22 protein-coding genes and 2 tRNA genes are annotated in these 24,790 nt (G+C 62.2%); 14 read left to right on the top strand and 10 right to left on the bottom strand.

Annotation, left to right across the window (positions count from 1 at the left end; genetic code table 11):
- Positions 1-72: 72 nt before the first annotated feature.
- The 8 genes from dnaG to AC2FM3_RS04995 form a co-directional block, all read right to left on the bottom strand.
- Positions 73-2,022, bottom strand: a complete 1,950-nt coding sequence (gene dnaG / locus AC2FM3_RS05030; RefSeq protein ID WP_496679574.1) for a DNA primase — start codon at positions 2,020-2,022, stop codon at positions 73-75.
- Positions 2,023-2,102: 80 nt separating this feature from the next.
- Complete coding sequence (locus AC2FM3_RS05025) at positions 2,103-2,399, bottom strand: hypothetical protein (RefSeq protein ID WP_496679573.1); 297 nt, start codon at positions 2,397-2,399, stop codon at positions 2,103-2,105.
- A gap of 33 nt (positions 2,400-2,432) precedes the next feature.
- A complete protein-coding gene (locus AC2FM3_RS05020; protein ID WP_496679570.1) occupies positions 2,433-2,978 on the bottom strand; it encodes a sarcosine oxidase subunit gamma in 546 nt (181 codons plus the stop codon).
- On the bottom strand, positions 2,971-5,904 hold the full coding sequence (locus tag AC2FM3_RS05015; protein ID WP_496679569.1) for a sarcosine oxidase subunit alpha family protein: 2,934 nt from the start codon (positions 5,902-5,904) through the stop codon (positions 2,971-2,973). Before AC2FM3_RS05015 ends, AC2FM3_RS05020 begins: the two co-directional genes overlap by 8 nt.
- Positions 5,901-6,164, bottom strand: coding sequence for a sarcosine oxidase subunit delta (locus AC2FM3_RS05010; protein ID WP_149776784.1), 264 nt, complete (start codon positions 6,162-6,164; stop codon positions 5,901-5,903). The genes AC2FM3_RS05015 and AC2FM3_RS05010 overlap by 4 nt, the downstream gene beginning before the upstream one ends.
- 53 nt (positions 6,165-6,217) lie before the next feature.
- A complete protein-coding gene (locus AC2FM3_RS05005) occupies positions 6,218-7,471 on the bottom strand; it encodes a sarcosine oxidase subunit beta family protein (RefSeq protein ID WP_496679566.1) in 1,254 nt (417 codons plus the stop codon).
- A gap of 134 nt (positions 7,472-7,605) precedes the next feature.
- The gene (locus AC2FM3_RS05000; RefSeq protein WP_496679564.1) at positions 7,606-8,505 is read right to left on the bottom strand and encodes a hypothetical protein; all 900 of its coding nucleotides are present in this window, start codon (positions 8,503-8,505) and stop codon (positions 7,606-7,608) included.
- Positions 8,506-8,604: 99 nt separating this feature from the next.
- Positions 8,605-10,035 carry a Glu/Leu/Phe/Val family dehydrogenase gene (locus AC2FM3_RS04995; protein WP_496679563.1) on the bottom strand — a complete coding sequence of 477 codons (1,431 nt, stop codon included), beginning with the start codon at positions 10,033-10,035 and terminating at the stop codon, positions 8,605-8,607.
- Between the two features lie 322 nt (positions 10,036-10,357).
- Between AC2FM3_RS04995 and AC2FM3_RS04990 the strand changes: the two genes are divergently transcribed.
- The 3 genes from AC2FM3_RS04990 (at position 10,358) to AC2FM3_RS04980 (ending at position 13,075) form a co-directional block, all read left to right on the top strand.
- Positions 10,358-11,977 (top strand): pilus assembly protein TadG-related protein, encoded by a 1,620-nt coding sequence (locus AC2FM3_RS04990; RefSeq protein ID WP_496679560.1) that lies wholly within the window; start codon positions 10,358-10,360, stop codon positions 11,975-11,977.
- Positions 11,974-12,507, top strand: a complete 534-nt coding sequence (locus tag AC2FM3_RS04985; protein WP_496679557.1) for a TadE/TadG family type IV pilus assembly protein — start codon at positions 11,974-11,976, stop codon at positions 12,505-12,507. Before AC2FM3_RS04990 ends, AC2FM3_RS04985 begins: the two co-directional genes overlap by 4 nt.
- 85 nt (positions 12,508-12,592) lie before the next feature.
- Positions 12,593-13,075 carry a hypothetical protein gene (locus AC2FM3_RS04980; RefSeq protein ID WP_496679554.1) on the top strand — a complete coding sequence of 161 codons (483 nt, stop codon included), beginning with the start codon at positions 12,593-12,595 and terminating at the stop codon, positions 13,073-13,075.
- On the opposite strand, the gene AC2FM3_RS04975 is transcribed toward AC2FM3_RS04980, so the two are convergent.
- Entirely contained in the window at positions 13,072-13,548 is a 477-nt protein-coding gene (locus tag AC2FM3_RS04975) for a hypothetical protein (RefSeq protein ID WP_496679553.1), read from the bottom strand. The genes AC2FM3_RS04980 and AC2FM3_RS04975 overlap by 4 nt on opposite strands.
- Before the next feature lie 158 nt (positions 13,549-13,706).
- Here AC2FM3_RS04975 and AC2FM3_RS04970 point away from each other — a divergent pair, with 158 nt between their 5' ends.
- A complete protein-coding gene (locus tag AC2FM3_RS04970; protein WP_496679551.1) occupies positions 13,707-14,618 on the top strand; it encodes a pirin family protein in 912 nt (303 codons plus the stop codon).
- A 21-nt stretch (positions 14,619-14,639) separates the two neighbouring features.
- Here the strand turns inward: AC2FM3_RS04970 and AC2FM3_RS04965 are convergent, their stop codons facing one another.
- A complete protein-coding gene (locus AC2FM3_RS04965; RefSeq protein ID WP_490360811.1) occupies positions 14,640-15,227 on the bottom strand; it encodes a TetR-type transcription factor C-terminal domain-containing protein in 588 nt (195 codons plus the stop codon).
- A gap of 101 nt (positions 15,228-15,328) precedes the next feature.
- Between AC2FM3_RS04965 and AC2FM3_RS04960 the strand changes: the two genes are divergently transcribed.
- The 10 genes from AC2FM3_RS04960 to AC2FM3_RS04915 all read left to right on the top strand — a co-directional run.
- Positions 15,329-15,577 (top strand): hypothetical protein, encoded by a 249-nt coding sequence (locus tag AC2FM3_RS04960; protein ID WP_496679548.1) that lies wholly within the window; start codon positions 15,329-15,331, stop codon positions 15,575-15,577.
- Between the two features lie 139 nt (positions 15,578-15,716).
- Complete coding sequence (locus AC2FM3_RS04955) at positions 15,717-17,003, top strand: homoserine dehydrogenase (protein WP_496679546.1); 1,287 nt, start codon at positions 15,717-15,719, stop codon at positions 17,001-17,003.
- Between the two features lie 72 nt (positions 17,004-17,075).
- Positions 17,076-18,059: a class II fructose-bisphosphatase gene (gene glpX, locus AC2FM3_RS04950; RefSeq protein ID WP_496679544.1), complete on the top strand. Its 984-nt coding sequence runs from the start codon at positions 17,076-17,078 to the stop codon at positions 18,057-18,059.
- Positions 18,060-18,137: 78 nt separating this feature from the next.
- On the top strand, positions 18,138-19,880 hold the full coding sequence (gene recJ / locus AC2FM3_RS04945) for a single-stranded-DNA-specific exonuclease RecJ (protein ID WP_496679541.1): 1,743 nt from the start codon (positions 18,138-18,140) through the stop codon (positions 19,878-19,880).
- 109 nt (positions 19,881-19,989) lie between these two features.
- Positions 19,990-20,064: transfer RNA gene (locus AC2FM3_RS04940), tRNA-Glu, on the top strand.
- Between the two features lie 24 nt (positions 20,065-20,088).
- Positions 20,089-20,163 (top strand) — tRNA-Glu (locus AC2FM3_RS04935).
- 319 nt (positions 20,164-20,482) lie between these two features.
- Positions 20,483-22,222, top strand: a complete 1,740-nt coding sequence (locus AC2FM3_RS04930) for an ABC transporter substrate-binding protein (RefSeq protein ID WP_496679539.1) — start codon at positions 20,483-20,485, stop codon at positions 22,220-22,222.
- Between the two features lie 93 nt (positions 22,223-22,315).
- Positions 22,316-23,374 carry an ABC transporter ATP-binding protein gene (locus AC2FM3_RS04925; RefSeq protein WP_496679538.1) on the top strand — a complete coding sequence of 353 codons (1,059 nt, stop codon included), beginning with the start codon at positions 22,316-22,318 and terminating at the stop codon, positions 23,372-23,374.
- Between the two features lies 1 nt (position 23,375).
- Complete coding sequence (locus AC2FM3_RS04920; RefSeq protein WP_496679535.1) at positions 23,376-24,452, top strand: ABC transporter ATP-binding protein; 1,077 nt, start codon at positions 23,376-23,378, stop codon at positions 24,450-24,452.
- On the top strand, positions 24,449-24,790 hold a 342-nt coding region (locus tag AC2FM3_RS04915; RefSeq protein ID WP_496679532.1), incomplete at its 3' end, for an ABC transporter permease family protein. The genes AC2FM3_RS04920 and AC2FM3_RS04915, both read left to right, overlap by 4 nt.

The raw sequence follows: 24,790 nt of genomic DNA, 5'->3' as shown, positions 1-24,790 counted from the left end.
ATTAGCGCGTAGAAGTGATTCGGCCACCCGTTTACCCGTTTTTCTTTTCCAGTGCTTTATGAAAACACCACCTCAGCGGCGTTTCCGCTCGAACTTGATGCCCGACATGATCGCCTGAAACGCGTCCTTCTCATCGCGATTGATTCGCGCCCCGTTCTCAGCAATGTCGAATACGGCCCTGTCCTCGTTCTGGCTGCGACTTGCGCGGTTTCGCTCTTCGGCGGCTTGCGCCAACCGGAACGTCAATGCCTCGTCCGTTACGTCAGACAGTTCCTCCTCGGCCTCGGCAATCTCGGCATCCAGCCCCCGGAGCGCTTTGATTTTTGCGAGTTCCTCGGCCAGTGTCATCTGTGCCTTTTCGACGTCGCCCGGTTTGTGCACACAGGGGATCACTGCGACATGGCGAAGGCCCAGCAGGTTTTCAAGAGGGCCGGCCCCCAAAGTTTCGACAATGTGGTCCTTTAGGTTGTCCGGGTCGTCGATCGCGTGGCGCAGAACGGCATCGCGCAGAGCGGCCAGTTCGGGGTCGAGGCACTCCATCTCCTCCAGCTGGGTCTCGAACTGGATCACGACCTGAGGGTTCAGGATCGCAATCGCCAGGATCGCCGCTTCACGCAGGCGGATTTCAGCGTTTTCCGTGGACGCCAGAAACGACGATCGCGCGCTTGGCGTCGGCGCTCGCCGCTCGGGCTGCCATTTCCCGCGCGGCTGCCAAGTGCGGGGGCCGGACTGCCGCTGCGGGCGGAAAAGCTGCCAGCGCAGGTCCTTGATCTCCTGCCCGTAATGGGCGCGGATCGATGGGTCGCGGATCAGCTGGATCTTTTCGCGCAGCGCCTTGTCCAGGGCCGCCTTGCGCTCGGGGCTATCGAACACCTTGCCCTCGGTTTCGCGCCGCCACAGAAGCCTGACCATCGGTATGGCCGCGTCCAGCACCGCCTGAACCGCTGCCGGGCCTTCGGCGCGCAGCAGATCGTCGGGGTCCTTGCCCTCGGGCATCAGGGCGAACCGCAGAGACTTGCCGGCCACCAACAATGGCAACGCCAGGTCGATGGCCCGCATCGCCGCGCGCAGACCGGCCGTGTCGCCATCCAGCGCGATGATCGGCTCGTCGGCGATGCGCCACAGCATGTGCAACTGATGTTCTGTTATCGCGGTGCCCAGCGGCGCGACGGCGGCGCCGAAACCTGCCTCGGACAGGGCGATCACATCCATATAGCCCTCAGCCACGATCAGCGGTTGCCCCTTGCCCGCAGCCTGACGGGCCGGTCCGTGGTTGTAGAGGCTTCGCCCCTTGTCGAACAGCGCGGTTTCGGGCGAATTCAGATATTTGGCGTTATCATTGGGATCCATCGCCCGCCCACCGAACGCGATGCAACGGCCGCGCGGGTCGCGGATCGGGAACATGATGCGGTTGCGGAACGTGTCATAGGGCTTTTTGCCCTTGGTCGACGGTTTAGCCAGACCGGCGCCCAAGATCAGGTCCTCGGCCACGTTTTTGCCGCGCAGGTGGTCCCACAACGCCTGCCAGCCGTCGGGCGCAAACCCAATTTCCCAGCGGTCCAACGCCTGAGTGTCCAAACCGCGGCGGTCTAGATAGGCGCGCGCCTCGGCCCCTGCCCCGGTCTTGAGTTGCAGGCGGAAGAACTGCACCGCCTGCTCCATGACATCGGCCAACTGCGCCCGATGGTCCTGCTTTTCCTGCGCTTTGGGGTCGCGCGCGGGCATCGGCAATCCGGCCTCGCGAGCCAGGATTTCGACAGCTTCCATGAACGAGACATTCTCGGTGTCTTTCACGAAGCTGATCGCGTCGCCCTTGGCGTGACACCCGAAGCAGTAATAGAACCCTTTCTGGTCATCCACATGGAACGAGGCCGTCTTTTCGTGATGGAACGGGCATGGCGCCCACATGTCGCCCTTGCCCGGATTGGACTTGCGATTGTCCCACATGACCTTGCGCCCAACGACCTGAGACAGGCTCAGACGGGTGCGCAGCTCATCCAGAAATCCAGGGGGCAATGACATGTGTCATACATGGCAGAAACGGGACCGCCCGCCAAGGGCGCGGCAGGCCTTTGTCCACAGCCAATTGGCGGCCCTGTGGATTATTGCTGCAGGCACAGCTCCATCCAGGCGGCGCCGAGGTCTTTTTTGCGGATATCGCGCATCTTCTGCTCATAAACCCACGGGGTGATCAACGGGATCGCGGCGTTGTAATTCTCGGGCCATGTTGGGCCGGCCTCGGCCACCGCCTGCGGGACGTCCCGTTCCTTCACGCGATCCAGCCGCGCCTTCTGGATCGCGGTCACGACCTCGGCCTGGTATTTGCAGCTTTGTTCCTTGGTTTCAGCGGCAGCCAGCGGCGTGGCCAGCAGGGCGGCGGCAAGTGCGATGCGCAGCATTGGGTCCTCTTGGAATCGTTACCTGTGTTCAGTCTAGCGGCGCGCGGCGACGCCTACCATGGCCCTTTTCAGATCATGCACCAATGATGCGGCCATCGACTGGAACACCATGATCTGAAAGGCTTTCTCACCGATCCGGGTAATCGAGGCGTTCATGTGAAACAGCAGCGTCCGCGCCGTATGCCCGCGTTTGAAGTGCTGCGGGCGCAGATCGACGGGCACCAAACGGGCCAAAACATCCTCGGCACCGTCGCCCTCAAGCCGCACCACGGCCCAGGCATCGGACTGGTCGACGACCGCGGCGTGGGCGGACAGCGAAGGGTCCGGTGCGGGGCCGATCAGCATGGCCTGACCCGGGCCGAACCAGATGGCCCGCGCGCCTTCTTTCCCAGTGGCGCGGTTCGGGGCCGGCAGGGCCATGCCATGCGCCGCCTTCATCGCGTCGGACAGTGCTTTGGTCTGCCCTTGAAAGGCCGAAACCGCATGTATCGCGCTCGGGTCGACCTCGGTGACCAAGACCGTTCCAATGGTCAGCGGCAGCAGCCCGTCACACGGGGTCTGAGCAATCAGCTTATCCACGCACACGCTCTCCCTCTGGATCAAAGAACACCGGGTCCGTCACCTCACACAGCGTGGTCACGCCGCGCAGGTGATCGACCATCTTGACGATCTCGCCATGACGGTCGGGGCCATCGGCCAGAAACGCCAGCCCCAGCATGCTGCCCAGCGTTGGCGAATAGCAGACCGAGGTCACATAGCCCTGATCGTTGGTGCGTACCGGCGCGTCCTCTTCGTTGTACAGATGCGCACCTGCCAGCAACTGGCGGCTCTCCCCGATGGGTTTGAGCCCGACCAACCGCTCGCGCCCCGGCGCCTCAAGCCCTGGGCGTTCGGACATAGTCTTGCCGATGCAGTCCTTTTTCCGCGACACCATCCGGCCCATCCCGATGTCATAGGCCGTTGTTCGCCCGTGGACTTCGGCATGGGTGATGAACCCCTTCTCGATCCGCAGGACGTTAAGCGCCTCCATCCCATACAGGCCGCCACCCAGCGCCTCGGCCCGTTGGGTCAGAATGTCGAACAGGCTGGCTCCATACCGCGCAGGCACGGCAATCTCATAGGCGTGTTCGCCCGAGAACGAGATCCTGAACAGACGCCCCGGCACCCCCAGAACCGAAACCGGACCGCAGGCCATGAACGGCCATTCAGCATCATCCAGTGGGGTGTCCAGCACGCCGTTCAGCACCTCGCGCGATTTGGGGCCGGCCACGGCGAATTGCGCCCATTGTTCCGTCACTGAAACCAGCGACACGTCCCAATCGGGCCGCAGACCCTGACGCACGAATTCCAGATGTTTCATCACGTCACCGGCGGCGGCGGTCGTGGTGGTCATCAGGAAATGACTATCACCCAACCGCGCGGTGGTGCCGTCATCCATGACGAACCCATCCTCACGCAGCATCAGCCCATAGCGCACGCGCCCGACCTTCAGCGTCGAAAACGTGTTGGTATAGACGAAATCCAGAAACTGCGCGGCGTCGCGCCCCTGAATGTCGATCTTGCCCAGGGTCGACACATCGCACACGCCGACCGCCGTGCGCACCATCTGCACCTCGCGGTCGCAGGACTGGCGCCACGTGGTCTCGCCCGGCTGCGGGAAATAACTAGGCCTGTACCATAGCCCGGCCTCGACCATCGGTGCCCCGCGCGCCACCGACGCCTTGTGCGAGGTGGTGAACCGCTGCGGTTTGAAACCCGCCCCCTCGGACCCCGCGCCCAGCGCAGCGATGGCAATCGGCGTGTAAGGCGGGCGAAAGGTGGTGGTTCCGGTTTCGGCAATCCCGCGCCCGGTGGCATCCGCCAGCACGGCCAGCGCCGCGACATTCGAGTTCTTGCCCTGATCGGTGGCCATGCCCTGCGTGGTATAGCGCTTCATGTGCTCGACCGAGCGGAAATTCTCGGTCGCGGCCTGTTTGACATCCTTGACGGTCACGTCGTTCTGGAAATCCAGCCACGCGCGCCCCTTGCCCGGTACCGCCCACAGCTGCGCGATTTCATAGGGCTGGTCCTCGGCCTGCGGCGGCTCGGGCTTGGGCGCCTTGAGGCCCAGATCACCCAGCGCCTCGGTCGCAGCCGAAATGCCCTCGCGCAGACAGGCAGCGGTGGAAAACGCGCCGTTGCAGGCCCCGGCCGTGCGCATCCCGGGCACGGCGCCCGGCGTGGGCACGAAGGCGGCAATGTCACGCCGCCAGGTCGGTCGACCGTTCATGTGGCAGGTCAGGTGGACCGAGGGGTTCCATCCGCCGGTCATCGCCAGACAATCGGTCTGAATGCGCTCTTCTCCGCTGGCGCGGCGCACGGTGATCGACTCCAGCCCCTTGCGCCCTGAACTGCCACAGACCTGCGCCCCGCGCAGCACCGGATAATCGGATGTCACCGGCCCGTCATGGCGGCTGTCGATCACGGCGGCAACGTGGACCCCAGCCGCCAACAGGTCGCGGGCCGTTCGGTGGATGTCATCGGTGTTGCCGAAGATCGTGACACTCCGGCCGGCCGCGACGCCCCAGCGGTTCAGATAGGCCCGCACGGCCCCGGCGGTCATGATGCCGGGCCGGTCATTGTTTCGAAACGCCACCGGGCGTTCCAGCGCCCCGGCCGCCAGAACCGAGCGGCGGGCGGCGATCCTCCAATATGTTTCCAGCGGCGCACCGGCGGGACGGTCGCCCGTATGGTGCAAGACCCGTTCGAGCGCGGCAAAGGTGCCCTGGTCGTAGGCCCCGGCAATCGTCGTGCGGGTCATCAGCCGCACATTCTCCATCGCCCGCAGCTCGGCCAGAACCTCGTCTACCCAAACGTGACCCGGCTTGCCATCCACCTCGAGCGTCTCGGCCAGCAGACGCCCGCCCATCTGGTTGCTTTCGTCGGCCAGAATGACATCCGCCCCGGCTCGGCCGGCCGTCAAGGCGGCCATCAAACCCGCGGGGCCAGCCCCGATCACTAGCAGATCGCAGAAGGCATAGGCACTTTCATACGTGTCGGCATTGGCCTGCCCGGACAGCGCGCCCAACCCCGCGGCGCGGCGGATCATCGGTTCGTACAGCTTCTCCCAAAAGCTGCGGGGCCACATAAAAGTCTTGTAGTAGAAGCCCGCCCCCAGAAAGGGCGCGGCCAGATCGTTCACCGCCATCACGTCGAAGCTCAGACTGGGCCAGCGGTTCTGGCTGCGCGCCTCGAGGCTCGGATAGATCTCTTGCATCGTGGCCCGCACATTCGGGTCCTGCGCGGGACCTCGGCCGATGGTGACCAGCGCGTTCGGCTCTTCGCTGCCAGCAGTCAGAACGCCGCGCGGGCGATGATACTTGAACGACCGCCCCATCAGGCGCACGCCATTGGCCAGCAGCGCCGAGGCCAGTGTGTCGCCCTCAAAGCCCTGATACCGGATTCCGTCAAAGGAAAACTCAACCGGTGTGCCGCGGTCGATCAGCCCCCTTCCAGCGACCCTCATCGTTTGCCCCCGGACGCAGGCTCGGTCGCCGATATTTCGTGGGTCAGCGTGTTTCGGGTCACGACGATCCATGCGCCGCAGCCGCCCTCGTGATACCACAGATCCCGCGTCTCGCCCGCCGGGTTGTCGCGCAGATAGACGAAATCGTCCCAGGCGTCAGGCCCGGCATCCGGGGCGGGCCGGTCCAGGTCGACGGCGGCCCCGCGATAGTAGAACTCGCGGCGGTCGCGCTCGCCGCAATACGGACAGGTGATCCTCATGGCCGCGCCTCCTGGCTTTCACAAGTATTCGAACGAAACATCCCGGCCCGCCCCTAATGCAGATTGTGCTGAGAGCCCTTGCCCTCTTCATCGATGATCCCGCGCCCGGTGCGGAAACGATCCAGCCGGAACCCTGTCGCGTTCTCGTGGTACCGGTCGGTGGCCATGAGGTGGGCAAACACGTTGCCCGAGCCCGGAACCGCCTTGAACCCGCCGTAGTTCCAGCCGCAGTTCAGATACAGCCCGTCGATAGGGGTGCGGTCGATGATCGGCGACCCGTCCGGCGACATGTCCATGATCCCGCCCCAGGACCGCAGCACCCGGGCCTTGCCGATCATCGGCATCAGCGCCACGCCGGCCTCCATCACGCTTTCGACCGTGGGCAGATTGCCCCGCGCCGCGTAGGAGGCATAGAAATCCAGGTCGCCGCCGAACACCAGCCCGCCCTTGTCGGATTGGCTGATGTAGAAATGCCCCATCCCGAAAGTCACGACGTGGTCGATGCAGGGCTTTAGCCCCTCGGTCACAAAGGCCTGAAGCACATGGCTTTCGATCGGCAAACGCATCCCGGCCATCGCCGCGACCTGGCTGGACCGGCCCGCAACCACGATCCCCACCTTCTTGGCCCGGATCGCCCCGCGCGTCGTCTGCACCCCGCGCACGGCGCCGTTTTCGATGTCGATGCCCGTGACCTCACAATTCTGGATCAGATCCACCCCGCGCTGGTCCGCCCCGCGGGCATAACCCCAGGCCACGGCATCATGCCGGGCCGTGCCGCCGCGCGGATGGTATAGACCGCCATAGATGGGAAAGCGCAGATCGTCATAGTTCAGATACGGCAGCATCTCGCGCAGTGCATCGCGGTCCAGCAGGATGGCATCGTCGCCCTGGCTGATCATCATGTTGCCCCGCCGCGCGGCCGCGTCCCGCTGCCCGTCCGAATGGAACAGGTTGATGATGCCCCGCTGTGAATGCATCACGTTGTAGTTCAGGTCCTCTTCCAACCCCTCCCACAACTTGAGGGAATGCGAATAGAACTCGGAATTTCCTTGCAGAAAATAGTTGGCGCGAACGATCGTCGTGTTGCGCCCCACATTGCCGCCGCCGATATAGCCCTTTTCCAGCACGGCGACATTTGTCAGCCCGTGCTCTTTCGCCAGATAATACGCGGTGCTGAGACCGTGCCCCCCGCCGCCGATGATGACGATGTCGTATTCGGCTTTGGGCTCGGGATCACGCCAATGCGCCGTCCAACCTTTGTTGCCGGTCAGTCCTTCCTTCAGGACGCGTAAGCCGGAAAAGCGCATTCAGATCTCCCTGCGGGTTTGCTGGCATCAAACCAACTTCCAAAAGGAGTAGCAATCCGGGCTCGGGGCTCCGCATCCGTTTTCGACAAGAACTTGTCAACGCGCGACCAAACCGGTCGCAAACGAATTCGCCCTCAGAACCGCAGACGGAAGGCAACACCGACGATCGGAGCGGTATCATAGCCCTGCCGGCTGACCTCTTGCCCCGCTGCATTGTCCAGGCGCAACTCGCCGTCAAACTCGGCACCCGCAAATGCCGACAGCGAAACTCCGGGGTTTGGCGCGTATTCAACCGACAAAACGACCGGAATGCTGCTGTCCTCGCCCACGCCGCCCGGTGCCAACCCGCTTTCGTTCAGCTGAAAGCGGACCCGCTCAGACCGAACGGCAAGCCCCACGCTGACACTTTCCGAAGCCTTGTATTCCAGCGTGACGCCGGGGCCTTGAGTGGCCCCCAGCGCGCGCCCGGTGCTCAGACGCCAGCGCTCGGCAAAGGTCCAGTCGACTAGAAGCGCAGGAAAGACTTCGAGGTCATTGGTTCCAACCTCGGAGAACACGCCAAATGCCGGGCCGATGCGCAGATTGGGGTTCACCGCCCATGAAATGCCGGCGAAGGCACCATAGGTGAAGCCGTCCGAGGCACTGGCGCCGGTCTCGTAATCCCATCTCAACTGGGGCGAGACGATCACCGCAGCCCCGTTGTCCAAAGTGAAGCGCAATGGAACGCTCAGGCGAATGTCGCGGATGTCGTCCCACGGCTGGTTTCCGGGCAACCCGAAATCGTAGGCAAACTGACCGAAACTAGCCAGCAACCCCACAAAGGACCCGTCACCATAGCCGTAAATGCCGCCTGCCCGCAGGAACGCGCGCGATGCGCTGAAATCACCGCCGCCCTCAAGATCGGCGCTGCCCTGATAGACAACCAACCCTTCCACAGTCGGCGTCCAGCCTTGTCGGGGTTGGGCAATGGCAGCAGTCGCAAGCGCCAAGGTCGCGGACCCAATCGCCGCGGCCCAAGCTACAGAACGGGTCATTTGCATGAGATCCTCGGTGGCTTCACTGCATGAACTCCAGCGCAGGATGCGCGGCAACCGGACTTTTTGTCAAAGCCCGATTGCCCAGTTTCCGAGACGTCAAAGGCCTTTGGCGCGATAGCTTTTGGCCACGCGGTCGATGGACACGATGTAGGCCGCGGTGCGCAGGTCCTCGACGTCATTGCGATCGTGCCATACTTCACGCATCGCTTGGTAGGCGATGCGCATCGTGTCATCCAGGCCCGAACGCACCAACTCGAGCTCATCCGCGCCTTTGAGGTATTTGGCCTTGAAGTCCGGAGACATCGACCATGCATCGCCAAGATAGCGGTCCAGCCGTTCCAGCTCCTTCACGATCAGCTCGTGTCGCGCCTCTTCCTGACGGCGCTGCATCCGGCCGAAACGAATGTGACTCAGGTTCTTGACCCATTCGAAATACGAGACCGTCACACCGCCCGCGTTGGCATACATGTCGGGAATGATCACGGTGCCCTTCTTGCGCAGAACTTCGTCGGCCCCGGCGGTCACCGGACCATTCGCTGCCTCGATGATCAGCGGCGCCTTGATGCGCTCGGCATTCGACAGGTTGATCACCCCTTCCAGCGCCGCCGGGATCAGGATGTCGCACTCCTCTTCCAGCACAGCAGTGCCTTCGGCGGTATGCGTCGCATCCGGGTAGCCCTTCACGCCCCCATGTTTGACGATCCATTGATGCACCGCCTCGACGTCGATCCCCTCGGGGTCATACAGAGCACCGTCGCGCTCGATGATGCCCACGATCAACGATCCGTCCTCTTCGCTGAGGAATTTGGCCGCGTGATAGCCTACGTTGCCCAACCCCTGAACGATGACGCGCTTGCCCTCCAGCGACCCCGACAGGCGCGCCTTCTTGACGTCCTCAGGATGGCGGAAGAATTCGCGCAGCGCATATTGGATGCCACGCCCCGTCGCCTCGACCCGGCCCGAGATGCCGCCCGCATTCAGCGGCTTGCCGGTCACGCAGGCCCTCGCGTTGATATCGGTGGTGTTCATCCGCGCGTATTGGTCGGCGATCCAGGCCATCTCGCGCTCGCCGGTGCCCATGTCGGGGGCCGGAACGTTCTGCGAGGGATTGATCAGGTCGCGCTTGGCCAGTTCATAGGCGAAACGGCGGGTGATCTGCTCCAGTTCATGCTCTTCATATTTGCGCGGGTCGATGCGCAAGCCGCCCTTGGACCCGCCGAAAGGCGCTTCGACCAGGGCACACTTGTAGGTCATCAGCGCGGCAAGCGCCTCGACCTCGTCCTGGTTCACGGCCATGGCATAGCGGATACCACCCTTTACCGGCTCCATGTGTTCGGAATGAACCGAGCGATATCCGGTGAAGGTATGGATCTGCCCTCGCAACCGAACCCCGAAACGGACGGTGTAGGTGGCGTTGCACACCCGGATCTTCTCCTCCAGCCCCGGCGGAAGATCCATCAGGGCGGCCGCCCTGTTGAACATCAGATCCACGCTTTCCCGAAAGCTGGGTTCCTTGATGGTCGTCATAAAATCCTCCATGACGGTAGACGACGAAGCAATGGCGTTTTGTCGCACCCTTGGCAGGTGGCTGCAATCACGATCTGCACTTTTTTTCATCAACTTGTGAACGGCAGGTTTGCGCGCGCAGACCTGAGTCGCCGCAGGTTAACCATTTGGTCAAATTGTCAACTTACCGGAAACAAAGCCCCGCCATCACCCGGAATGCGGACGATTCTCATTCAAAAAGAGCGCTCTAGGGGCAAATCCGCCCAATTCTCGCCACGTTCTGTGGGTAATTTTGTACACGAAATTTTTACGCGTCCGCTCTCTGCTCCGCGAGGTATCCAAAATGGCAACGCCGAATAACTATTTCAAAAAGGTCCGTGCCAACAGTGTTTTTTGTCGCGTCCGTCAATTTGCCGCGAACGAAGACGGCACCTTCACTATTTTGGTCGTTTTCCTGTTTCTGGCACTTCTTGCCGCAGCCGGGATCGGCGCGGACTTGATGAATTACGAGCGCGACAGAGCCAACTTGCAGTCGACTCTTGACCGGGCGGTACTTGCTGCCGCCGATCTGGACCAGAAAGAACCTCCCCAAAAGGTGGTCGAAGCCTATCTCGAAAAAGCCGGTCTGCTGGAGCAACTGAAAACAGTAGAGGTTCAGGAGTCATTCGGAACCCGCAAAGTGTCGGCAACGGCAGAAGCAGTGGTGGAAACGAACTTCATGCGCCTCTCCGGTATCAAAACCATGACGGCTCCTGCAGCAAGCGCCGCTGAGGAATCGATCGGTGCCGTCGAAATTTCGCTGGTGCTGGATATTTCTGGATCAATGGGCAATGCTTCGGCCACTGCCGGAAAAACGAAACTGCAGGTTTTGCAGGACGCTGCTGTCGATTTCGTTCGACTTATGCTGGACAGGGAAGACGGTGGTTCGGACGGCATATCGATTTCGATTATTCCTTATGCCACCCAAGTCAACGCTGGAGAGCCGATCCTGAGCAAGTTCACAAATGTAACGCAAGAGCATAGCTACTCTCACTGCGTGAACTTTATTCCCGAGCAATACAGCGATTCAGACCTGCATCGGGATGACACGCTCGAACGGACCGCTCATTTCGATCCATTCACTTATTCCGAGGGCACCATCCGGATGCCGGTGTGCCCGGTTCGTGCCGGCAGCGCGATCACCCCGGTGACCGATAATCTGGTCGCATTGGAGAACCAGATCAAGGCCTTGACCGCTCAGGGGAACACATCAATCGATGTGGGCATGAAATGGGGCACCGCCCTCTTGGACCCCAGTATGCGTGGTATCGTGGCCGATCTTTCCGCAGAAGGTCTGGTGCCAGCCAAGTTTGCCAACCGCCCGACGGATTACGGCGGCGACGTTCTAAAGATTGCGATCGTTATGACCGATGGTCAGAACACGGATCAGTACATGTTGAACCCATCGCTGCGCGAAGGAATGTCGGACGTGTGGTACAACGAAGAAGCAGAAGAATACACGATTTACCATTCTCAGGGCAAACCCAATTACTTCTGGCCACAGCAAGACATGTGGGCTGATCATCCATTTGGCAGCCCCGACCCCGAAACGCCAGCCAATGAAGAGGTCGGGACGGCTGTTCGGTTGAGCTATCCGGAACTGTTCAACCGCGTCTCGCTGGCCTGGAATGCCAAGTACAACTACTATTGGCAGTCCAGCGGCTGGGCCGAATGGTATTCCATGGCATATTCCAAGGTGGAAACATCCGCCAAGAACCAGCACACCAAGCACATTTGCGATGCGGCCAAGGATCAGGGCATCATCGTTTATGGCATCGCTTTCGAAGCGCCCCGCTCCGGATACAGAACGATCAAAAACTGCGCGAGTTCGGACAGCCATGTGTATGACGTCGAAGGGCTGGACCTGGAAAAAGCCTTCGCGTCGATTGCATCCTCGATCAGAAAACTTCGGTTGACCCAATGATTAAGTTGCTCGAGTCCAGAATGCGTCGGTTCCGACGCTCGGAAGATGGCAACGCAACAATCGAGTTCATCTTCATCTTCCCTGCCTTCATGTTCTTCGTGTTGTCGGGTGTAGAACTCGCCTTGCTGACGACGCAGCAGGGCATGCTGGAAAGGGCCGTCGACATAACAGTTAGGGACATTCGTCTTGGAACCGGCAACAACCTGCAACATGACGATATCAAGGACGTCGTTTGTGAGCGTGCCCAGTTTATCAAGAACTGCTCGGAAAACCTTCGTCTGGAGATGATCAAACAAGACCCATTTGAGGTTTTGGCTCTTCCAGAAACGCCAGACTGCACCGACAACTCGGAGCAAGTAAACCCCGTTCGCAACTTTGAAAACGGCCTCGAGAACGAACTGATGATATTGCGGGTCTGCGCGAAAATTGATCCGGTATTCCCCACGTCGGCAATGGGACGAGCGTTGGTGGATGAAACCGGGCAATACGCCTTGACCGCGACGACTGCGTTTGTACAGGAGCCTTCGTAAAATGTGGACTAGTCTAAGGCGCATAGGAACCCGTATCAGCCAGTTCAAGCGAGACGAAAGTGGAATTCTGACCGTCGAAGCGATAATGATCTTTCCGCTTCTGTTTTGGGCGGTAACCGCGACCTATGTCGTGTTTGAGGGATTTCGCCAGAGCGCATCGAATTTGAAAGCCGCATACACGATTGGCGACCTAATCTCGCGAGAAACCCGAACGATCACAGAGACATATGTCGACACGCTTCATGAACTTATGGAAGCGATGGTAAACAATCGATCGGAAATGAGGATGCGCATTTCTCTGATCGTCTATGATGAGGAAGAAAAGCGTCACGAAGTACGTTGGTCCACGGTGCGTGGGTACGATTTTGAATGGACCAACGCCAACATCAAGGAAATAGAAAACAGCCTTCCGCCAATGCCTGATCAGGACACGTTGATCCTCGTGGAAACATCCAACGACTATGTACCGTTTCGCACTCCAGGATGGGGCATCGGAACAGGAATTACATTTGATAACTTCGTGTTTACGCGACCTCGATTCACCAACGAAGTTGCGGGCGCAGTTTAGCCGTCGGATTCGCCCGCCAACAACGCGGACAGCATCTCAGACATGAACTTGGTCTCGGCGGCGGCCGTCATGCCGCCGACACCAACCCGTCGCCCGATGCGCCACCACAGGCCGGGCGCCCAGGCGCGCTCGGCCCTGCTTTTGGTCGTGACCAGAAAACCGTTTGACGGTTTGAACGCAAACACACCGCGGTCCACGCCTTCGATATCCGCCACGTCCAGAATCCTGATGCCGCTGCCCGTGCGCAGCTGCGTGCGCGTCAACTCGAGCCGGTCGGCGGTCGCGTGCCAGACTCGACGCGCCAACCACAGGGCCGTGCCGCCGACGGCGAACAGAAAAACCTGCCACAGCGGCTCAGGCGGCCTGGCCAGGGCGACATAGATCACCAGCACCCCAACCGACAGCAGCATCGCCACCCCCATCCACCGACGTGCCGCCGAGGCCTGCACCGTCGCCAGAATCTCGTCCTGCATTCAAACCTCCATTCGTTTCGTACCCCGTAGCCGAAATTCCGCGACAACAACAGACCATTGACGGATTTGTTGAAACACGCACAGGCGCGGTGAGTTTTCGTTGAATTGACCGCAGCGCGTCGCCGCCCATATTCACAATCACAACCGCAGGAGGCCCTATGTCCCTTAGACCCACCCTCGAAACCCGCAAAGCCGTTCCGACTCTTGAAGGCGCCGGCGTTAAGCTGCACCGCGCATTTGGTTTTCAGGACCCGTCCGAGCTGGATCCGTTCCTTCTGTTCGATGATTTCCGGAACGAGGTCCCTCGGGACTATCTGGCTGGGTTTCCCTGGCACCCCCATCGCGGAATCGAGACGATCACCTATGTGCTGTCCGGTACGGTCGAACACAAGGATTCGCTGGGCAACACCGGGACCCTCGGCGCTGGCGACGTGCAATGGATGACCGCCGGATCGGGAATCCTACATCAAGAGATGCCCAAGGGGAACGCGTCAGGGCAGATGCATGGGTTTCAGTTGTGGGGCAACCTGCCCTCGGCCCAGAAAATGACTGCGCCCCGGTATCAGGACGTGCAAGGCAAGGACATTCCCGAAATCGTAGATGACGACGGCACCCGGGTTCGGGTCATCGTCGGCACGTTCTGGGGAAGGACCGGCCCGGTGGACGGAATCGCGGCCGACCCGCAATACCTGGATATCTCGGTTCCCGCCGGTGTTCGAAAGACCTTCAAGATCGACACCTACCGCCGCGCCTTTGCCTATGTGTTCGAAGGACAGGCCGCCTTTGCGGACGCCTCCAAGCCCAGAGGGGTCCTGTTGGAGAAAGAAGTCGCCGGGCAGGAAGTGAACATCCGGGACATGTCCGGAAACCGAACCCTTGTGCGCTTTGGAACGGGTGACGAAGTAACCGTCCAGGCGGGACCGGACGGGGTACGGTTCCTACTGATTTCAGGGGCTCCGATCAACGAGCCCGTGGCCTGGCACGGACCGATCGTCATGAACACCCGCGCCGAGCTTGAACAGGCCTTTCGCGAGTTGCGCAACGGCACCTTCATCCGACCTGCCCATTGACGGCCCAGGCGGAGAGACGGGTCAGGCGGACACGGCCTTGCGCACCATGTCCCAATAGATCTGTTCGACCTGATCCAGCGACAGGCGCCCGCCGGCCCGATACCAGGTCATGACGCCGTTCAGCATCGCAATCACCGCAAGCGTGGCAATCTTGGCATCCTGAAGCGCGAACACCCCCTCGGCCTGTCCGGCGACCAGGATTCCCTGCAGCGCGTCCTCGTAATCGCGCCGCAGGGCTTCGATCTCGGCAAAGTTCTCGGGGGTGAGGTTGCGCAGCTCCATGTAGGCGATGAAAACCTCTTCGGGCCGCTGCATGTGGAACCGGATGTGGAACCCGACGAACTGACGCAGCGCATCAAGCGCGCAATCCTGCGGCGGCAAACCCTTCTGGGCGGCCAGCAACTCCTCCATGTGGTCGCGCATCAACCGGTACAGAAGGCTTTGCTTGTCGGGCGTATAATTGTACAGCGCACCGGCCTGTACGCCGACCTCGGCCGCGATTTGCCGCATGGAAACAGCGGCATATCCATATCGCGCAAACAGATGCAACGCCGCTTTGCGTATGCGCGGGCCTGTGATATCCGAGTGAGAACCTTGTGTGCGTGCCATGATCGGCAGTTTATATGAACAAACGTTCAAATAGAACCCCGCTTGATCCCGGGCGTCGGAAGGTGCATCACGACAGGGTACGCAACTCTACGGGATCCGCGATGAAGCCGCTGCCTGTCCTTTTTCTTGTGGCACTGTCCGCCGGATGCACGGACTTCCCCGAGCTCCGAGGCCGCGAGGCAGCAACCGTCGTGGATGCCCCCTACCCCAAACTGATCCCGCTGGACGAGGCCTTGGGGCCACCGGTTGACGTGGCCAGCGAGGCCGCTGATCTGAGAAAGGATCTGACCGAGCGCAAGAAGTCCCTGCGCAAGCGCGCCAACAGGTTGCAGAACACCCCAATCGACTAAAGGAAGACCGGCCATCGACCGGTGCAGACGGTTGCTGGGACGCTGACCGATTGCACCGCCGGTCCGAACCCGCTAAGGCAGCGAAGAACGGGCGGAATGCCCCGAACAGCCGAAACCCGAGCAGAAAGGAACCCACGGAATGACACAGGCGCTGCGGCTTGGAATTGCTGGCTTGGGAACCGTGGGCGTGGGCGTGGTCAAGATCATCCGGCGCCACGCCGATCTGCTGCAGTCCCGCACCGGCCGACCCATCGAGATCGTGGCCGTTTCAGCGCGTGATTCCACCAAGGACCGCGGCGTCAACCTGTCGGGCTACGCTTGGGAGACCGACCCGGTCGCCTTGGCCCGGCGTGACGACATCGACGTGTTCGTCGAGCTGATGGGCGGTGAGAACGGGCCGGCCAAGGCCTCGGTCGAGGCGGCCCTGACCACCGGCAAGGATGTTGTGACGGCAAACAAGGCGCTTCTGGCGATCCACGGTCAGGCGCTGGCGGAAATGGCCGAGGCTGCCGGCCGCGTGATCCGGTTCGAGGCGGCCGTCGCGGGCGGCATCCCGGTCATCAAATCGCTGACAGAAGGTCTGGCCGGGAACGAGATCACCCGCGTGATGGGCGTAATGAACGGCACCTGCAACTATATTCTGACCCGCATGCAGTCGCAGGGTCTGGGCTACAACGCCCTGTTTGAGGAATGCGCGCAGCTGGGCTACCTCGAGGCCGATCCGAACCTGGACGTGGGCGGCATCGACGCGGCGCACAAGCTGGCGCTGCTGGCGTCGATCGCCTTCGGCACGAAACCCAATTTCGACGGGATCGAGATCGAGGGGATTCAACACATCAGCCTGGACGACATCCATCAGGCAGACGACATGGGCTACCGCATCAAGCTGCTGGGCGTGGCGCAACGCACACCGCGCGGGCTGGAACAGCGGATGCAGCCTTGCCTGGTGCCCAGCGACTCGCCGCTGGGACAGTTGGAAGGCGGCACCAACATGGTGGTGATCGAGGGCGACGCGGTGGAACAGGTCGTTCTGCGCGGCCCCGGCGCGGGCGAAGGCCCCACGGCCAGCGCAGTCATGGGCGATGTCTGCGACCTGGCGCGCGGGCTGCGCATCGCGACCTTCGGGCGTCCGGCCACCACTCTGGTCGATGCCAAACCCGCCATCACCGGCCTGCCCGCCCCGTATTACCTGCGACTGGCTCTGCTGGACAAACCCGGTGCGCTGGCAAAGGTGGCAGCCATTCTGGGCAATGCCGGCGTCTCGATCGACCGGATGCGCCAATACGCCCATGCCGAGGACACCGCCCCGGTTTTGATCGTCACCCACAAGACCACCCGCGCCACCCTGGACATCGCGCTGGAGGAACTGCGCAAGACTGACGTGGTTTCCGGTGAACCGGTCGCGCTGCGCATTGAGCAGGTCTGAACCCTTGCGGCCTGCGCCACGGGCAGGCTATGCCAGTCAACAACGTCCAAGATTGCCAAAGGATACCCACGCATGAGCGCTGCCAAGATCGATTTCAATGACCGCATGTTGTCCCTCGGCCTGGCCCGGGTCGCCGAACAGGCCGCCCTGGCCTCGGCCTCGTTGGTCGGGCGCGGTGACGAGAAGGCAGCCGATCAGGCCGCCGTCAACGCCATGCGCGAACAGCTGAACTTGCTGGACATCGCCGGCGTGGTCGTCATTGGCGAGGGCGAGCGCGACGAGGCGCCGATGCTGTATATCGGCGAAGAGGTCGGCACCGGCAACGGCCCCGGCGTGGACATCGCGCTGGACCCGCTGGAAGGCACTACCCTGACCGCCAAGGACATGCCCAACGCGCTGACCGTCATCGCCATGGGGCCGCGTGGGTCGATGCTGCACGCGCCCGACGTGTACATGGACAAGCTGGCCGTGGGCCCGGGCTATCCGGAAAAGGTTGTGTCGCTTGACATGAGCCCGCGCGAGCGGGTCGAGGCCCTGGCCAAGGCCAAGGGCTGCGAGCCCAGCGACATCACCGTCTGCATTTTGGAACGTCCCCGGCACGAGGCGATGATCGCCGAAGTGCGTGAAACTGGCGCGTCGATCCGGCTTATCACCGATGGGGACGTGGCCGGTGTGATGCACTGCGCCGAGGCAGAGGAAACCGGGATCGACATGTATATGGGCCAAGGCGGCGCCCCCGAAGGCGTTCTGGCGGCCGCGGCGCTGAAATGCATGGGCGGCCAGATCTTCGGCCGGCTGCTGTTCCGGAACGATGACGAACGCGGCCGCGCCGCCAAGGCAGGCATCACCGATCTGGACCGCGTCTATTCGCGTGACGAAATGGTGACGGCCGACGTGATCTTTGCCGCAACCGGCGTGACCGGCGGGTCGCTGCTGCCGCGCATCAAGCGCCAGCCGGGCTGGGTGGAAACCACCACGCTGCTAATGCGGTCGAAAACCGGCTCGGTCCGGCGCATGACCTACCGTACGCCGATCTGGCCGCACCTGAACGGGTGATTGCCCGACCGGCAACGTCAAAACCAACTCACAGGCCGTGCCCGCCCGGGCTCGGCCTTGCCCGTCAGGAGGGATAGGTTGAGCTTTCTGGGTGTCGAGCAATCTCTGACCGGCCGCAGGTGGGTTGGCCCACTGCCCGAGATGGACCGCGCCGCCGAAATGCTGGCACAGCAGACCGACCTGCCCCGCCCGCTGTGCCAGGTGCTGGCCCGCCGCGGCGTGGCCCCAGCCGAGGCCGAGAGCTTTCTGGCGCCCAAGCTGCGCGACCTGCTGCCTGACCCGCGCGAGCTGAAGGACATAGAAACCGCCGCCGCCCGTTTCCTGCAAGCCGTGCGGCACAATCAGCGCATCGCGATCTTTGCCGATTACGACGTGGACGGCGGCAGTTCAGCCGCCCTGCTGATCGTGTGGCTGCGTCAGATGGGGCTGAACGCCACGCTGTACGTTCCCGACCGGATCGACGAGGGCTATGGCCCGAACGCACCCGCGATGGCCCAGCTGGCCGCGACGCATGACCTGATCATCTGCGTCGATTGCGGGACGCTCAGCCATGATGCCATCGCGGCGGCCCAAGGGGCGGACGTGATCGTCCTGGACCACCACCTAGGCGGAGAGACCCTGCCCGACTGCGTGGCCGTCGTGAACCCGAACCGCCAGGACGAAAGCGGAGACCTCGCCTATCTGTGCGCCGCCGCCGTCGTGTTCCTGATGCTGGTTGAGGCCGGCCGGCAGCTGCGCGCGGCGGGCGCCAAGGGCCCTGACCTGATGGCGATGCTGGATCTCGTGGCTCTGGCCACGGTTGCCGATGTTGCGCCTCTGGTCGGGGTCAACCGCGCGTTGGTACAGCAGGGGCTGAAGGTCATGGCGCAGCGCCTGCGGCCCGGCCTTGTGGCTCTGTCCGACGTGGCGCGCATGGATACCGCGCCCAACAGCTATCACCTGGGGTTCCTGCTGGGGCCACGGGTCAACGCCGGGGGGCGCATCGGTCAAGCCGATCTGGGCGCGCGCTTGCTGAGCACCGACTCTATCGTCGAAGCAGAAGCCTTGGCCAAGCGGTTGGACGCGTTGAATACCGAACGGCGCGACATCGAAAACGCCGTGCGCGCCGCCGCGCTGGTCCAGGCCGAAGATCGTGGGCTGGACGCACCGCTGGTCTGGGCAGCGGGCGACGGTTGGCATCCGGGCGTCGTGGGCATCGTGGCCTCGCGCCTGAAAGAGACGGCCAACCGCCCGGCGATCGTGATCGGCTTTGACGGCGACGAGGGCAAAGGGTCGGGCCGCTCGGTTTCGGGTGTCGATCTGGGGGCCGCGATTCACCGGCTGGCGTCCGAAGGGCTGCTGGTCAAGGGAGGCGGGCACAAGATGGCCGCAGGTCTGACCGTGATGCGCGATCAGCTGGAACCCGCCATGGCGCGCCTGAGCGAGTTGCTGGCCAAACAGGGGGCGGGCGAAGGCGGCCCCGCCGACCTGAAACTTGACGGTGTTCTGATGCCTGGCGCCGCCACGGTGGCATTGATCGAGCAGATTGAGCAGGCGGGTCCGTTCGGGGCCGGTGCCTCTGCCCCACGCTTTGCCCTGCCAGACCTGCAGGTGCGCTTTGCCAAACGCGTAGGCGAGACCCATCTGAAGTTGTCCCTGTCCGACGGTATGGGCGCAGGGATCGACGCCATCGCCTTTGGCGCCTTTGATGGCCCGATGGGCGATCGGCTGTCAAATCACGGCGGTGCCCGGTTCCATTTCGCAGGCCGGCTCGAGATTAATACCTGGGGCGGACGGCAGAGCGTTCAGCTGCGCCTGGAAGACGCGGCCGAGGCGAAATGACCCCTTTCGAGCCTGCCGGAACCGGGGCGCAAAAAAGTTTCACATGGCTGCATTTTTCGTCTTGCGGGGGCGGAACGTAATCCGTAAAAGGCCCTCCACAAGCCAGCGTGGCCCGTTCGTCTATCGGTTAGGACGCCAGGTTTTCAACCTGGAAAGAGGGGTTCGATTCCCCTACGGGCTGCCACTTGTGCTTGTGCAAGGCTTGCGTGGCCCGTTCGTCTATCGGTTAGGACGCCAGGTTTTCAACCTGGAAAGAGGGGTTCGATTCCCCTACGGGCTGCCACTCTTACTTTCCACCAAATCCATGGCGTTCCGTCGCTGGTGAACTGTTCACAGCCCGGGTCCGGCTGGGTCTGAGGTTCGGCGTCGACACCTTTCGGGTGGCTGGGCAACACAGCCCGACGCGTCCTCATCGCCCGCGACGCTACGTCGAACCCATTTAATGTCTTATTAATTCAAGATCTTACCTCATATCTCTGAGAGATCGAAACCGGGTGCCGCCTCAATTACTAATTTTTTAGTTTGACAGACTCGCGGAAAATCGCCGATGCTGCCTTTCATCCGGGTCGCACCGGAGAACCATAAATCTTGGGAGGAGAAAGATGCGGAAACATCTTTTGTCCGCAGTGGCGGCGGCTGCCGTCATTGCGGGGCACGGTCCGGTTTGGGCCGACGAAGCCGCAGCCAAACGCTGGATCGACGACGAATTTCAGCCATCCGCCTTGTCAAAAGACGAGCAGATGGCGGAGATGCAGTGGTTCATTAAGGCTGCTGAACCCTTTGCCGGAATGGAAATCAATGTCCTGTCGGAAGGCATCCCGACCCATTCCTATGAATCCGAGGTTCTGACCAAGGCATTCGAGGAAATCACCGGCATCAAGGTCAACCACCAGATCCTGGGTGAAGGCGAGGTCGTCCAGGCCGTTCAAACCCAGATGCAGACCGGTCGGAACCTGTATGACGGCTATGTCAACGACAGCGACCTGATCGGGACGCATTCGCGCCTGCAACTGGCCTATCCCCTCTCGGACATGATGGAAGGCGAATGGGCGGCTACGACCTCTCCAACGCTGGATCTGGACGACTTCATGGGCATCCAGTTCACTACCGGGCCGGACGGCAAGCTGTACCAGCTGCCCGACCAACAATTCGCCAACCTGTACTGGTTCCGCAAGGACTGGTTCGATGATGAAGCCAACAAGGCCGCATTCAAGGAAAAATATGGCTATGATTTGGGCGTTCCGGTCAACTGGTCGGCCTACGAGGATATCGCCGAGTTCTTCACCGAGGACGTCAAGGAAGTCGACGGGGTCGCGATCTATGGCCACATGGATTACGGCAAGCGCGCGCCCGACCTTGGCTGGCGCATGACCGATGCCTGGCTGTCGATGGCTGGCGCCGGCGACAAGGGCGAGCCCAACGGTATACCTGTCGATGAATGGGGCATCCGCATGGAAGCGGGCACCTGCAACCCGGTCGGCGCTTCGGTGTCGCGTGGCGGTGCCGCGAACGGCCCGGCGGCGGTCTATGCGATCCGCAAATGGGACGAATGGCTGCGCAAATACGCGCCTCCGGGTGCGGCGTCCTATGACTTCTACCAGTCGCTGCCCGCTCTGTCGCAAGGCAACGTGGCTCAGCAGATCTTCTGGTACACGGCCTTTACCGCCGACATGGTCAAGCCCAAGTCCGAAGGCAACAACACCGTCGACGACGAGGGCAACCCGCTGTGGCGGATGGCGCCCAGCCCTCATGGTCCCTATTGGGAAGAAGGCCAGAAGGTTGGCTATCAGGACGTGGGATCGTGGACCTTCCTGAAATCCACCCCGTCGGATCGGGCACAGGCCGCGTGGCTGTACGCTCAGTTCGTGACGTCCAAGACCGTCGATGTGAAAAAGTCCCATGTGGGTCTGACTTTCATCCGCGACAGCTCGGTCAATCATGAGTCATTTACCGAACGCGCACCCAAGCTGGGTGGCCTGGTCGAGTTCTACCGCTCGCCCGACCGCGTGGCATGGTCGCCGACCGGCATCAACGTTCCCGACTACCCCAAGCTGGCCCAGATCTGGTGGCAGCAGATCGGCGACGTGAACTCGGGCGCCTTCACCCCGCAAGAGGCGATGGACCGTCTGGCCGAAGAGATGGACATCACCATGGCCCGTATGCAGGCCGCGGATGAAAGCGCTGGCGTTTACGGCGGCTGTGGTCCGCGCCTGAACGAGCCGCGCGACCCCGAATATTGGCTGAGCCAGCCGGGCGCGCCGAAGCCGAAGCTGGAAAACGAGAAGCCGCAAGGCCAGACCGTCAACTATGACGAACTGGTGGCACGCTGGCAGTCCCAGTAAGCCACTACTCCCCGGGGGGCGCCGGTACCGGCGCCCCTTGCCAACCAAGACCAAACAGCGTTGCCACGCGCTGCGGGATCGGAACCCACGGACATGATCGAATTACAAGACGCGACCAAGCGGGTCGGCACCGTTACCCATATCAAACCCACGTCCCTGACGCTGCAGACCGGCCATTTCAACGTGCTTCTGGGCGCGACCGGGTCGGGCAAGACATCTCTGATCAAGATGATGGCCGGCCTGGATCCGATTGCCTCGGGCAAGGTTCTGATGGACGGGCAGGACGTGACACGGCTGAGCACTCAGAAACGCAAGATCAGCCTCGTGCATCAGTTCTTCGTGAACTACCCGCATATGACTGTATTCGACAACATCGCCTCGCCGCTGCGCGTGGCCGGAATGGCGCAATCCGAGATCGAAGGCCGCGTGGAAGAGGCCGCCGACCTGCTGCAACTGCGCCCGATGCTGCACCGTCGCCCGCATGAACTGTCGGGTGGCCAACAGCAGCGCACCGCTCTGGCCCGTGCCATCGCCAAGGACAGCCGCGCGGTATTCCTGGACGAGCCGCTAGCCAACCTGGACTACAAGCTGCGCGAGGAATTGCGCGAGCAATTGCCCGAGCTGTTCGCCGGGCGCGGCGCCGTGGTGGTCTATGCCACGTCCGAACCCGAAGAGGCGCTGCTGCTGGGCGGCTACACCGCCTTGATGGAAGACGGCCGCGTGACTCAGTTCGGCCCGACGGCGGACATCTATCGCAATCCCGAAAACCTCGCCGCCGCGCGGGTGTTTTCCGACCCGCCCATCAACGTGGCCCGCGTCACGATCACCGGTGGCCAGGTTCAGTTGGCCGGCGGCGGCACATGGCGGCTGAGCGAGGGCATCAGCCTGTCCGACGGGCAATACAAGGTCGCCGTGCGCCCGCACCGCGTCACCCCCGTGCGCGCCTCGGCCGATGACGTCGAGTTGACCGGCCGCGTGATCGTGACCGAACTGTCCGGATCGGATTCCAGCGCGCATTTCCAGCATGGCGAAGACGCCTGGGTGTCGCTGGCCGCCGGGGTCCACCCCTATCAGGTGGGCGAGGACCACACATTCTACATGAACCCGGCCCATTGCCGGTATTTCGGCCAAGACGGCAAAAGGGTGGCCTGACATGGCACAGATCAAGCTTTCAAACCTCAAACACAGCTACATGCCGTCGCCGCAAGGTACGCAGGACTATGCGCTGAAGGAAATCGACGTGACCTGGCGGGATGGCGGGGCCTATGCCCTGCTGGGGCCGTCGGGCTGCGGCAAGTCCACGCTGCTGAACATCATCTCGGGCCTGTTGACCCCGTCCGAGGGGCAGATCCTATTCGACGACCGCGACGTGACCGCCCTGCCCCCTGATCAGCGCAACATCGCGCAAGTGTTCCAGTTTCCGGTGATCTACGACACGATGACCGTCGGCGAGAACTTGGCCTTTCCGCTCAAGAACCGCGGCGTCGATCCGGCGACGATTAAGCGGCGCGTCGACGAGATCGCCGAGATGCTGGATGTCACCGACATGCTGAACACCCGCGCCAGCGGCCTCAGCCCGGACAACAAGCAGAAGATCTCGATGGGCCGCGGTCTGGTCCGCGACGACGTGAACGCAGTGATGTTCGACGAGCCGCTGACCGTGATCGACCCGCATCTGAAATGGAAGCTGCGGTCCAAGCTGAAAGAGCTTCACCAGCGCGTCAAGGCGACGATGATCTATGTCACACACGACCAGACCGAAGCGCTCACCTTCGCAGACGAGGTGGTTGTGATGCAGGAAGGCGAAGTGGTCCAGATCGGAACTCCGGTCGAGCTGTTCGAGCGCCCGCAACACACATTCGTGGGCCATTTCATCGGCTCGCCCGGCATGAACGTGCTGCCCTGCGAGGCGCGGGGCGACCGTGCCCTGTTCGAAGGGCACGAGGTGATGCTGGAAGGTCCGGTCAGCGGCACCGGCGGTCGCACCGATCTGGGAATCCGGCCCGAATATGTGGGCTTTGGCCCCAATGGCATCCCGGCCCATATCACCAAGGTGGCCGATATCGGGCGGCACTATGTGGTCAGCGCCATGGTCGGCACCAGCCCAGTGAAGGCGGTGACCGAACACGCGCCCCCCGAGCCCGGATCGCAAGTCTGTCTTCAATTCAAACCTGAACAGACGCGCGTCTATCGTGACGGCTGGATCGCAACCGAGGAGCGCGCCCGATGAGAACGGAAAATCAGAAAGCGTGGTTCTTTGTCCTGCCGGTGCTGGCGCTGGTGGCGTTCAACGCACTGGTGCCCATGATGACGGTGGTCAACTACTCGGTCCAGGAAACCTTCGGCAACAACCAGTTCTTCTGGGAAGGGCTGGGCTGGTTCGAACAGATCCTGCGGTCTGACCGCTTCCAAGCGGCGCTGGGGCGACAGTTCCTGTTCACCGCGCTGATCCTGATGATCGAGGTGCCGCTGGGCATCATCGTGGCCCTGTCGATGCCTCGCAAGGGCTTCTGGGTGCCGGTCTGCCTGGTACTGATGGCCCTGCCGATGCTGATCCCGTGGAACGTG

The sequence above is a fragment of the Ruegeria sp. BHSB172 genome (assembly GCF_059613165.1).
This window is presented reverse-complemented; position numbering and strand designations above follow the sequence as displayed.

Bases quoted from the DNA above. Each gene is read 5' to 3' on its own strand.
- dnaG (WP_496679574.1), bottom strand. From the start codon at position 2,022: ATGTCATTGCCCCCTGGATTTCTGGATGAGCTGCGCACCCGTCTGAGC.
- AC2FM3_RS05025 (WP_496679573.1), bottom strand. From the start codon at position 2,399: ATGCTGCGCATCGCACTTGCCGCCGCCCTGCTGGCCACGCCGCTGGCT.
- AC2FM3_RS05015 (WP_496679569.1), bottom strand. From the start codon at position 5,904: ATGAGGGTCGCTGGAAGGGGGCTGATCGACCGCGGCACACCGGTTGAG.
- AC2FM3_RS05010 (WP_149776784.1), bottom strand. From the start codon at position 6,164: ATGAGGATCACCTGTCCGTATTGCGGCGAGCGCGACCGCCGCGAGTTC.
- AC2FM3_RS05005 (WP_496679566.1), bottom strand. From the start codon at position 7,471: ATGCGCTTTTCCGGCTTACGCGTCCTGAAGGAAGGACTGACCGGCAAC.
- AC2FM3_RS05000 (WP_496679564.1), bottom strand. From the start codon at position 8,505: ATGACCCGTTCTGTAGCTTGGGCCGCGGCGATTGGGTCCGCGACCTTG.
- AC2FM3_RS04995 (WP_496679563.1), bottom strand. From the start codon at position 10,035: ATGACGACCATCAAGGAACCCAGCTTTCGGGAAAGCGTGGATCTGATG.
- AC2FM3_RS04990 (WP_496679560.1), top strand. From the start codon at position 10,358: ATGGCAACGCCGAATAACTATTTCAAAAAGGTCCGTGCCAACAGTGTT.
- AC2FM3_RS04985 (WP_496679557.1), top strand. From the start codon at position 11,974: ATGATTAAGTTGCTCGAGTCCAGAATGCGTCGGTTCCGACGCTCGGAA.
- AC2FM3_RS04980 (WP_496679554.1), top strand. From the start codon at position 12,593: ATGATCTTTCCGCTTCTGTTTTGGGCGGTAACCGCGACCTATGTCGTG.
- AC2FM3_RS04975 (WP_496679553.1), bottom strand. From the start codon at position 13,548: ATGCAGGACGAGATTCTGGCGACGGTGCAGGCCTCGGCGGCACGTCGG.
- AC2FM3_RS04970 (WP_496679551.1), top strand. From the start codon at position 13,707: ATGTCCCTTAGACCCACCCTCGAAACCCGCAAAGCCGTTCCGACTCTT.
- AC2FM3_RS04965 (WP_490360811.1), bottom strand. From the start codon at position 15,227: ATGGCACGCACACAAGGTTCTCACTCGGATATCACAGGCCCGCGCATA.
- AC2FM3_RS04960 (WP_496679548.1), top strand. From the start codon at position 15,329: ATGAAGCCGCTGCCTGTCCTTTTTCTTGTGGCACTGTCCGCCGGATGC.
- AC2FM3_RS04955 (WP_496679546.1), top strand. From the start codon at position 15,717: ATGACACAGGCGCTGCGGCTTGGAATTGCTGGCTTGGGAACCGTGGGC.
- glpX (WP_496679544.1), top strand. From the start codon at position 17,076: ATGAGCGCTGCCAAGATCGATTTCAATGACCGCATGTTGTCCCTCGGC.
- AC2FM3_RS04930 (WP_496679539.1), top strand. From the start codon at position 20,483: ATGCGGAAACATCTTTTGTCCGCAGTGGCGGCGGCTGCCGTCATTGCG.
- AC2FM3_RS04925 (WP_496679538.1), top strand. From the start codon at position 22,316: ATGATCGAATTACAAGACGCGACCAAGCGGGTCGGCACCGTTACCCAT.
- AC2FM3_RS04920 (WP_496679535.1), top strand. From the start codon at position 23,376: ATGGCACAGATCAAGCTTTCAAACCTCAAACACAGCTACATGCCGTCG.